Annotated in this window: 8 protein-coding genes; 5 read left to right on the forward strand and 3 right to left on the reverse strand. The window is 44.7% G+C overall.

What is annotated here, in order from left to right; genetic code table 11:
- Both ACXLDX_RS02560 and ACXLDX_RS02565 read left to right on the forward strand, forming a co-directional pair.
- Window positions 1-963 (forward strand): tRNA-dihydrouridine synthase family protein (locus tag ACXLDX_RS02560; RefSeq protein ID WP_457575626.1); only part of this gene is annotated, 963 nt, incomplete at its 5' end.
- 202 nt (window positions 964-1165) lie between these two features.
- Window positions 1166-1483 carry a phasin family protein gene (locus tag ACXLDX_RS02565; protein WP_457575627.1) on the forward strand — a complete coding sequence of 106 codons (318 nt, stop codon included), beginning with the start codon at window positions 1166-1168 and terminating at the stop codon, window positions 1481-1483.
- A gap of 45 nt (window positions 1484-1528) precedes the next feature.
- On the opposite strand, the gene murJ is transcribed toward ACXLDX_RS02565, so the two are convergent.
- Window positions 1529-3151 carry a murein biosynthesis integral membrane protein MurJ gene (gene murJ / locus ACXLDX_RS02570; protein ID WP_457575628.1) on the reverse strand — a complete coding sequence of 541 codons (1623 nt, stop codon included), beginning with the start codon at window positions 3149-3151 and terminating at the stop codon, window positions 1529-1531.
- Window positions 3152-3619: 468 nt separating this feature from the next.
- On the opposite strand from murJ, the gene fusA reads away from it, so the two are divergent.
- Window positions 3620-5677: an elongation factor G gene (gene fusA / locus ACXLDX_RS02575; protein ID WP_457575629.1), complete on the forward strand. Its 2058-nt coding sequence runs from the start codon at window positions 3620-3622 to the stop codon at window positions 5675-5677.
- 14 nt (window positions 5678-5691) lie between these two features.
- Window positions 5692-6201, forward strand: a complete 510-nt coding sequence (locus tag ACXLDX_RS02580) for a MogA/MoaB family molybdenum cofactor biosynthesis protein (RefSeq protein ID WP_457575630.1) — start codon at window positions 5692-5694, stop codon at window positions 6199-6201.
- A 3-nt stretch (window positions 6202-6204) separates the two neighbouring features.
- On the opposite strand, the gene purM is transcribed toward ACXLDX_RS02580, so the two are convergent.
- The gene (gene purM, locus ACXLDX_RS02585) at window positions 6205-7257 is read right to left on the reverse strand and encodes a phosphoribosylformylglycinamidine cyclo-ligase (protein ID WP_457575631.1); all 1053 of its coding nucleotides are present in this window, start codon (window positions 7255-7257) and stop codon (window positions 6205-6207) included.
- A 372-nt stretch (window positions 7258-7629) separates the two neighbouring features.
- On the opposite strand from purM, the gene ACXLDX_RS02590 reads away from it, so the two are divergent.
- On the forward strand, window positions 7630-9042 hold the full coding sequence (locus tag ACXLDX_RS02590) for a CBS domain-containing protein (protein ID WP_457575632.1): 1413 nt from the start codon (window positions 7630-7632) through the stop codon (window positions 9040-9042).
- Window positions 9043-9184: 142 nt separating this feature from the next.
- Here the strand turns inward: ACXLDX_RS02590 and aroD are convergent, their stop codons facing one another.
- Window positions 9185-9958 (reverse strand): type I 3-dehydroquinate dehydratase, encoded by a 774-nt coding sequence (gene aroD, locus ACXLDX_RS02595; RefSeq protein WP_457575633.1) that lies wholly within the window; start codon window positions 9956-9958, stop codon window positions 9185-9187.
- Window positions 9959-10497: the final 539 nt, after the last annotated feature.

The raw sequence follows: 10497 nt of genomic DNA on the forward strand, positions 1-10497 counted from the left end.
CTGAAAATCAGCCCTCCTGTTGCCCTCGCACCTATGGTTGGTCTTTCCCATTGTGCCCTCAGACTTCTTTTGAGGGAACAGGGGGGGGTAGGGGTTTTCTTCACAGAAATGCTCGCGGCAAAAAGACTCCCTCACGAAAATCAAAATATTTCCCCTCTACTGATAAGAGACCGGAATGAAAAACCACTTATTTACCAGATTGTGGTTTTTTCCAGGGATCAGGTAGGTCCGGCAGTGGAAAAACTCCACCTCCTGGAAGCCGATGGAATTGATATTAATCTCGGTTGTCCGGCACCCATGGTGAAAAAACAGGGCGGAGGGGTTACTCTTTCAGATAATGTTCAACAGACAAGTGAAATTCTGAGTGAAATCAGACGGAGAACAGAACTGCCCATAAGTGCGAAAATTCGTCTTGGTGTTGAATACAGGAGAGAAAAGCTCTATGCTTTTTGTAAAAATTTGGAAGACTGTGGACTCGATTATTTAACCATTCATGCACGGTTGAACGGGGAAAAGTTCTGCAGAAAACCTCGATGGGATGCAATCGGAGACATTAAAAAAAGGTTGTCGATACCCGTCTTCGCAAATGGAGGAATTTTTTCGATAGAAGATGCCCGGAGATGTCTTGAACAATCCGGAGCGGAGGGCTTGATGCTGGGCAGGGGAGCAGTGAGCAGGCCATGGCTCAGTGCTGAAATAAGCAAACGTATTTACAACTTCCCCATCGTAATTCATCATGGAACCAGGTCCAGAATCTTTTTCAGATTTGCAGAATTACTGGAAAAGAAGCTCCCACCGGAACGGCGTCTTGGGCGACTGAAACAGTTTACCCATTATTTTGCTGCTACGTATACTTTTGGCCATTCTCTTGCGACTTCGGTGCAAAATTCAAAGACGTTCGGGACAGCCATGGAAAATGCTGCAGCATTTTTTGAAAATTCACAGGATAACCAAAAGAACTGAACTGCAATACTGCAGGGCCTAAACAGCCCGGAATTGTACATTTACAGAGTATCTGTGAGTAGTTAGTGTATTTAGTGAAATCAGTTATTCACTTTTTGAATGACTGATTCAGGGTGTTATCAAGAAAGCATGAAGCCGTTACGGGTTCAGATAAAACTGAAAACCCGGGCAGCCTCATGGCTCACTCAAACCGGAGACAATTATGATTGATTTGGTAAAAAAAGCGATGCTGACAGGTATTGGTGTTGCATCACTCACGAAAGACAAGATAGAGGATATCGCAAAGGAATTTGCCCAGAAAGGTAAATTGTCTGAACAGGAAGGGGAAAAACTTGTTCGTGAAATGGTCACAAAGACCGAGGAGTCAAAAGAAGAACTGAAAAAACAGATCAATACCATGATTGAAACCACTCTTGCTAAAACTCAGTTTGTCAGAGCAGCGGACATTGAGGAACTGCATGGGGAAATCGCCTCTCTCCGTAAGGAAATTGAGGCATTGCGCAATGAGAAAAAAGATTGAGGTCCTGCCTCGCCCATAAGAGCAATGGATAACTGAGGTGAGTACTCACTGTTTTTCCGGCAAGACTTTCTCTTTGACCTGCTGGATGAAAATTGTCATTTCTTCCAATCCGCAAAGATAAAGGACCGCACCGTAGACGACAGCGGCAGCACCAATCAGGCCCATCACAGCCAGAAACTGAATGATTCGATTACCATGAAGAGTTACTTCAAGCAATGACTGTCCTGCAAACAGAATAACAAGAAGAGCGGCTGCAGCACAGAGTATTTTAAGCAGGGCACAGGCAAGATATTTCAACCTGAAGCCCTGCATTTTAATATGCAGCGTGGTGAAAAGAAAGAGAAAATTAAGAATCATGGTGCATGATGTAGACATGGCGATTGCCAGGTGTTGGTAGGTATTTATGGTCAATGTGATGAAAATAATATTGATGCCTATGGCCAGAAAGCTGGCTATGACAGGGTATTTTGTTTTGTCCAGGGCATAAAACGCGGGTACCAGTACTTTGTTCGCTGAGTATGCGAACAAACCGATGGCATAAAATGCAAGGGTTCGCGCTGTTGCCACCGTATCGGCTTCTGTAAAAGCCCCATGTTCGAAAATCAACCTGATAATCGGTTCAGCAAGAATTATCAGACCGAAAGTCGCTGGAATTGTCAAAGCAAATACCATGGTAAGTGAAGACACCATGGTTTCTTTCATTTCTCCAATGTCCTTTTGAGCTGCCTGTTTAGCAAGAACCGGAAGCATGGCAATGGACAGGGCGACTCCGAAAAGACCTATCGGGAGTTGAACGAGTCTGAAGGCATAATTCAACCAGGAAACAGAACCCTCGGCACAGCCTGATGCGAAATTGGTGTTTATAAAAATATTAATCTGTGTAGCAGAAAGACCAATTGTTGCCGGCACCATCAGTTTTAAAACACGCCTGAGACCTGGATCGACAAGGTTGAGAACAGGTTTATAGCGATAGCCTGTTTTATACAGGGAGGGGAGTTGTACTCCCAGCTGCAGAACTCCACCAATCAGGGTTCCGCACGCCATGCCCATTATAGCAGGTTGTCCGTAACGGGGCAGTATAAAAGCCAGGGAAGTACCACCAATGATGGACCCGAGGTTAAAAAAACTTGAGGCCAGTGCAGGAATAAAAAAACGGCCTCTGGTGTTGAGCATTCCCATAACAACTGCCGAGAGAGAAATAACAATGAGAAATGGCAGCATTATCACCGTTAATTTGCGGGTGAGTTCACTTTTCCCGGCAACGAGATCGAAATGCGGTGCCAGCAGGGAGACAATCGATCCGGAAAAATAAATACCGAGGAGTGTTATTATACTGAGCAGAACAGCAATAAAAGTAAGAACATTTGAGGCAAGGTTCCATGTTTCCTCCCTGCTTTTATTCGTATCGTAAGCAGAAAAAACAGTGACAAAGGCAGCTGAAAGTGCCCCCTCACCAAAAAGATCCCTCAACAAATTAGGGATTCGAAAGGCCACCACAAAGGAATCATAAGCAAATCCGGCACCAAAAAGAGAGGCGAACACCTGTTCCCGCACAAGTCCCAACAGTCTGCTGCACATAACTGCAATGGAGACCACTGCCGCTGATCCGGAAATAGATTTTTTGTTTTTGCTTCTCTTTCCGTCTTTTTTCTGTTTCTGATAGCTCAAAGGAAAAAAATCCGGGATTGTGATGGTAATACTTTGATTATACGTCTATTCAGGAATGAAATAAAAAAAACCTTCTGACAATTTCCGAGTAAAAAAAAGTGTTTTTGGTGGACAAAGATACATTGATTACGGCAAATATGCCAGAAATACATCTTCCCGTTATCTTTTCCATTATCTTTGGATAATTAATTTTTTTCAAATTGATCCCCATGAGCATTCTTGCTTGACTTTGTAATTTGAAATTGCATATATGATGACTGGTAATTTTTTCGGCAAAATTCCCTGTTCTGTAACTTCCCGACAATGTTCCGCCTTACGGGTACCTTGAAATTTTTTATTTTCGTTCGAGGTTAAGGAAAGGAAATTAAGGTTTCAGAATTCAGGTGCAGAACAGCCTCCTGGTGGGGCGCAGGGTTTTGTTTGTTTTGGAGACAGCATTGAAAAATCGTCGATTTTGAGGAGATACGGATGCAGGATACAAATATGATAAGAAACATAGCAATATTTGGTCATGGGAATTGTGGAAAAACTTCACTTGCGGAGGCCATGCTCTTTACTGCCGGGAAAATTAACAGACTGGGGAAAGTGGATGAAGGCAGTTCCGTAATGGATTATGAGGATGAAGAGATCAGCAGAAATATTTCCATCAGCTCCAGCTTTAATAATTACACCTGGAAAAAACACACAGTTTATCTCACAGATACTCCCGGAGATGATAATTTTCTCAATGAAGCACTGTTTGCCTCTTACGTGTGTGACGGAGCTCTTTTCACCATCGGCGCGGTACTCGGTGTAAAAGGTCAGACAGTCAAATTTGCCAATATCGTCAAAGCGAAAGATATTCCCACCATTATTGCCGTTAATAAAATGGACAGGGAGCGAGCAGATTTTTCAAAGACCTTTGAAGAAATGAAAAATGCTCTTCCCTTTACCCCTGTAGTTCTCCAGCTCCCCATTGGAGCCGAAGACGATTTCAAGGGCTTCGTGGATATACTTGAAGAGAAAGCCTATCTGTTCGATGGGGACAACGGAGGTGTTATTCCAACTGATATACCATCGGATCTGGCAGACGATGTGGCTGTGTACCGGGAAAACCTCATGGAAAATGTGGCTGAGACTGATGATGATCTTATTGAGAAATTCCTGGAAGAAGGTGAGTTAGCTGTAGATGATATGAAAACCGGTCTTAAAAACGGTGTTCTGAGTGGTGAAATTGCACCGGTCTATGTCTGCGCTGCCACCAGAAATTTTGGTACAGCTCCTCTGCTTGATGCAATTAATGCTTTCATGCCGTCACCTGCAGATGGAAAGGCGATTGAGGCTGTTAAGGCTGAAACTGACGAAACTGTTGAAATCAAACGTTCTGCGGATGAACCGTTCACAGCACTTGTGTTCAAGACCATGGCTGATCCCTATGCGGGCAGGCTGACAATTTTCAGAGTTTTCAGTGGAATACTTGAAGGAGACAGCTTTTATAACGCCAGTAAAAAAGAATCTGAACGATTCGGTCAGCTTTATCTCCTTGAAGGCAAAGAACAGAAACCGGTTGACAGTGCCGGCCCGGGTATGATTGTGGCTGTTGCCAAACTTAAGGAAACCGGGACAGGAGACACACTCTGCGATGCAGCAAATCCGGTTCTTTTTGAGCGACCTGAACCTTTCAAACCGGTGATTTCTTTTGCGGTAAGTGCCAAAAAAGGTGAGGAGGAAAAAGTTTTCTCCTCAATAACCAAGATGCTGGATGAAGATCTGACCCTTAAACTCACCAGGCAGCAGCAAACCAAGCAGGTTCTTCTTTCCGGTGTCGGTCAGGTTCACCTTGACGTGGTCGGGTCACGAATCAAGAGAAAATTTGGAGTCGAGCTGGAACTCAATACTCCAAAGATTCCCTACATGGAAACGATCCGTTCCTCTGCAAGAGTCCAGGGAAAACACAAAAAACAGAGTGGTGGACGTGGGCAGTACGGAGATTGCTGGATAGAGATTTCTCCACTGCCGGGCGGTGGTTACGAGTTTGAGGATAAAATTGTCGGCGGGGTCATCCCGCAGCAATATAGACCTGCTGTTGACAAAGGTATCCAGGAAGCCATGGAAAAGGGCGTTTTGGCAGGGTACCCGGTGATTGATGTCAAAATCGTTCTTGTCGATGGTTCATTTCATAATGTTGATTCCTCGGAAATGGCGTTTAAGATTGCCGGTTCTCTTGCCTTCAAGAAAGGCGCCCAGGAGGCAGGTCTTGTGCTTCTTGAACCGTACATGAATATGGAAATACGGGTTGGAAAAGATAATGTCGGTGACGTAATGGGAGATCTGAATTCAAGGCGCGGCAAAGTTATGGGAATGGACTCCGATGAGAATTCAGAAATCATTAACGCCCAGGTTCCACAGGCAGAAATACTCTCCTACGCGACTGATCTTACATCCATGACTGGTGGCCTTGGCACGTTTACCATGGAGTTTTCTCACTATGAAGAGGTTCCGGGACAGATTGCAGAAAAGATCATCGCAGAAACAAATAAGGAATAGAGCACCGGACGATCATGGATAGTTTACAGGAACAGTACAGCTGTGCAGTCCTCACCCTCAGTGACAAAGGTTCCCGGGGTGAGCGGCAGGACACCAGTGGAGAATATCTGAAAAAGACTCTTGCTGGAGCCGGGTTTATTCTTCAATCCTATGAAATTATCCCTGACAGAAAAGAAATAATCGTTCAGTCGCTAAAGAATCTGGTGGATAAACAGGGGATCACTCTTATTGTCACAACCGGAGGAACAGGTGTCTCACCTACAGATGTCACTCCTGAAGCAATGGAGGAGGTCATAGAAAAAGAGATACCGGGCATGGCAGAGGCAATGCGTGCCGCCAGCCTCTTAAAAACGAACAGAGCCATGCTTTCCAGGGGAAAAGTCGGTATCCGGGGAATGAGTCTGATAATAAATCTCCCGGGCAGTTTGAAAGCGGCCCGGGAGAATTTTGAAGTTGTCTTACCGGTTATTCCCCACGCCCTTGAAAAAATTCTCGGGGGAACGGGTGATTGCGGGGTAGAGTGATCTTCAGATCAACTCTACCTGATCCGTTTCACCTTCTTTCAGGGATACAATTTTCCCTATAATAACGGGTTCTTCTCCTACCGCCTCAAAATGGTGACAGATATCCGCCACCGTTTCTTCGTTGACGATAATCAGGAGACCTATGCCCATGTTAAATGTGCGATACATTTCTTCACGTGGAATTTCGCCCATTTTTTCAAGAAAATGGAAAATTGGCTGGGGTGTCCAGGATTCGGTGTCAATAACCGCCTTGCATCCTTTTGGAAGAATGCGGGGAATGTTGTCATAAAAACCTCCCCCTGTGTTGTGAACCATTCCATTCAACCGGTAATTTTTCAACACATTGAGAACAGGCTGAACATAAATCCTGGTCGGTTTGAGGAGTTCTTCACCAAGAGTGCAACCCAGTTCTTCTCTATATTCTTCCACTGAAAAATCATGGTCGGAAAAACAGATTTTTCTGACCAGGGAATACCCGTTTGAATGTAATCCGCTTGATTTCAGGCCGATAATGATATTTCCACTGCTGATATCTGATCCGTCAATGATTTCATCACGTTCAACAATCCCTGTTACAAATCCCGCAAGATCGTAGTCTTTTTCTCTGTACAATCCGGGCATCTCAGCCGTCTCTCCACCGACCAGCGAACATTTTGCCTCAATACATCCATCAGCAATACCTTTTATCACTTCTCTGGCAATATCCAGATCAAGCTTTCCCAGGGCAAAATAATCAAGAAAACTGAGGGGAGTGGCTCCGCCCACAATGAGGTCATTGACACACATTGCAACGAGATCGATACCAATCGTATCATGTTTTCGGCAGAGATGTGCAATCGCCAGTTTCGTTCCTACACCATCAGTGGAAGTGACAATTACTGGTTGCTTATATTTATTGGTGTCAATCACCAGATGTGATGCAAATCCTCCAATTCCCCTGAGAACACCACGTTGATGAGTGGATCCAACAAGATCTTTAATCTCTTCAATAAAGGCGTTACCTTTATCAATATCCACTCCGGCTTCACTGTATTTTGATTGTTTGTTTTCAGTCATGATAAAGTTGTTGTTCGTATTTTAATTTTTTCGGTGACACCTGAATCTCGCGATCGGCAAATTCGATGACTGTCCGGAATTAAGCAATTTCATTCGAAATCAAGGACTGCAAAAAAATCTTGATTACCCATGAAACTCAGCCAAATTGTGGATGTGCCTGTTTTATCAGGCTGGCCTACGGTCAAAAATCACCGGAAATCTTAATTGATAAGGAATTCAAATGAAAAATTGTCAGTCCAGATCATTTTATAATCAGTCTAATGTGATTTTTGAAATACGCCTGATAAAACAGGCCCAATCCCCAGACTCATAAATAACAGGCTGAGTTTCATACGTAATCAGAAAATAAAAAGCGCAGCCTATTAGTCATTTGTGAGCATTTTTCTTTTCGCTGTAACAAAGAGATCGGGCGAAAAGGGCTGTAAATGTCCACAGGTAAACAGCTGGCATGGCTCATTACAAAATATTTCCGACAAACTGATGATAATCGCCACCACCCATAAAAACACGGATTTTGACGCCCTGGCTTCAGTCATTGCAGCTACCATCATTTACCCCGGCTGTGTAGGAGTAATCCCCAAAGCAGTCAACAGGAACGTGGCCCAGTTTCTCTCCACCCATAAAACCGCTTTTGACCTTCTATTGCCTGATGAAATAGGCAATGCGGAGATCGACCGGCTGATCGTCGTAGACACCAACCAGTGGCACCGTCTGGACCGGATGGACGACCTGCGCAGGAAAGAAAATCTGCAGATTGACCTGTGGGATCACCATATGACAGGAAAATCGGACATCGAGGCAACCTGGACATGCCGGGAAGCCATTGGCGCCACCGTCACCCTTTTTATCAGGGAAATGATCAGGAGAAAAATTCACCTCAACCCACTGGTGTCAACAGTACTTCTCATTGGCCTCTATGAAGATACAGGCCATCTGAGCTATCCTTCGACCACCCCGGAAGACGCGGGCGCTGCCGCCTTTCTCCTGAAAAACGGAGCAGACCTCAATGTCGCCGGTTTTTTTCTCAATCCCCCCTACGAGGAAACCCAGCGGGAAATACTCTTCGAGATGATGAAAAAAAGTGAGAAAATCACCATCAACGGTAACAGTCTCGGATTCAACATCATCACCCTGGATAAAAAGGTGACGGACCTGGCCACGGTCGTCAATATGTACAGAAAAATAATCAATGCTGATGGGGTGTTCGTTATTTTTGTCAACAGCTCCCGCTCCATGGTCATCGGCAGGAGCAGCAGTGATCAGGTTCACATCGGCAAAATCATGACCAGACTGGGTGGCGGGGGACACGCCGGAGCCGGTTCCGCCTCGGTGAAAAAATCGGTAATGCGGCCTGAAACAATCAAAAAAACAATTATTTCCATACTCTCAGAAGAAAAACAGAATACCATTCACATCGGTGATATCATGTCCTTTCCGGTAATCAGTGTCACCCCCGACACCCCCATGCGCGAAGTGAGGGAAATAATGGACAGGGAAAAAATCAGAGGTGTCATGGTTATCGGGGAGAAGGGACAGATCAAGGGGATAATCGTGTTGTGGGATTTTAAAAAAATCACAAAGGAAAGACAGTGGAACAGTCCCGTAAAAGCTTTCATGGTCAGACAGGTGACTACCCTTTCCCCGGAAACTTCACCTGAAAAAGCAGCGCAGACCATGATCGAAAAGGATGTGGGCCATCTTCCCGTGGTGGAGGACGGCAAAATGATCGGTATTGTCACAAGAACCGACATTCTCACTTATTTTTACGGGTTACTGCCGGATTAACATTGCTTCACGGCTCAATCCTACGTTTTAGAAAATGAAAACATTTGATCATGATAAACTCTTCAAAAACAAGTCTGATTACATACGAAACTCAGCCTGATAAATCAGGCACATTCCCAATCCGGCCGAGTTTCATGGGTCATCAGAAAAACAAAAGATTCATCCCGTTTCGCAAATCGTCGAATGACAGCTGACCAGGGGCAGAAGCTTTCCTGCCTGCAGCAAAAGTAATATCAGACCCGAATAAGCCACCGGCAAGTCTGCTGATCACCCCCAACTGCCCCATGGACATGGTGACAACAGGAATATCCACACCCTTATCCCTGGCCCGGTTTGTCACATTGAGAAGGGAGAGAACATCTCCTGTATCATGGGGCATTACGGCAAGTTTTACAATATCGGCTCCGGCAGCCTGACCTTCCAGGAGTTTTGAATACATGAAAGACTCACCGGGAGTATCTGTAAAATTATGATAAGAAAAAATTAAAAAGATTCCGTTTGCATTGGCGATTTTTTTTGCAGCCTCCAGAAAATCCTTACCGTTACACAGCTCAACATCGATGAGATCGACCTTCCCTGATGCGGCAACTGCTTCAAACAGTTCCAGTCTCTTTTCCCGGTCAATCTTTCTCAGGCCACCTTCTTCATCAGTCCGACAGGTAAAAATCAATGGCACAGTTCCTGTAACAGCACGAAGCTCCTCCAGGACATCGAGACACAGGCGGGTGTTTTCCACATCCCTGTATGCATCAACTCGCCATTCAAGCAAGTCGGGCCCCATGGATATCAAATCTTCCGCTTCCTGAAGAAGCTGATCTTTCAGTTCCGCCATGAGCGGCAGACAAACCAGGGGACGTTCACCGCCAATAACCGTATTGCCTACATCTATTCGAATTCTGCTCTGCCGCCTGGCCATATTTTTTTACCTTTCATCTGTAATTTCTTTATTATCTGCTGACACTCCTTTACAGTGCAATAATCCGCAATGTAAATTCTGATTACGTATGAAACTCAGCCTGTTATTTGTGAGTCTGGGGATTGGGCCTGTTTTATCAGGCGTATTTCAAAAATCACATTAAACCGATTATAAAATGATCTGGACTGACACTTTTTCATTTGAATTCCTTATCAATTGAGATTTCCAGTGATTTTTGACCGTAGGCTAGCCTGATAAAACAGGCACATCCACAATTTGGCTGAGTTTCGGGTAATCAAGAAAAAAATTCAAATTACAGTTCAGAGGTAATAAAATCATAAAGTTGCTGTCCCTGTAATCAGTTACCTCATTTCCGGACAGACACGAGTTATACTTTAAAACTGCCCACAAGCCGGTTAAACCCACTCGCCAGCCTTTTCAAGGCACCCGCACTTTCACTCACATTCGTGGCATTTTTATTCAATTCCATGCTGGCCTGATTCACCTCGGCAATTTCCCTGGCCACCTCTTCGGATACA

The organism is Desulfomarina sp., from assembly GCF_054039375.1.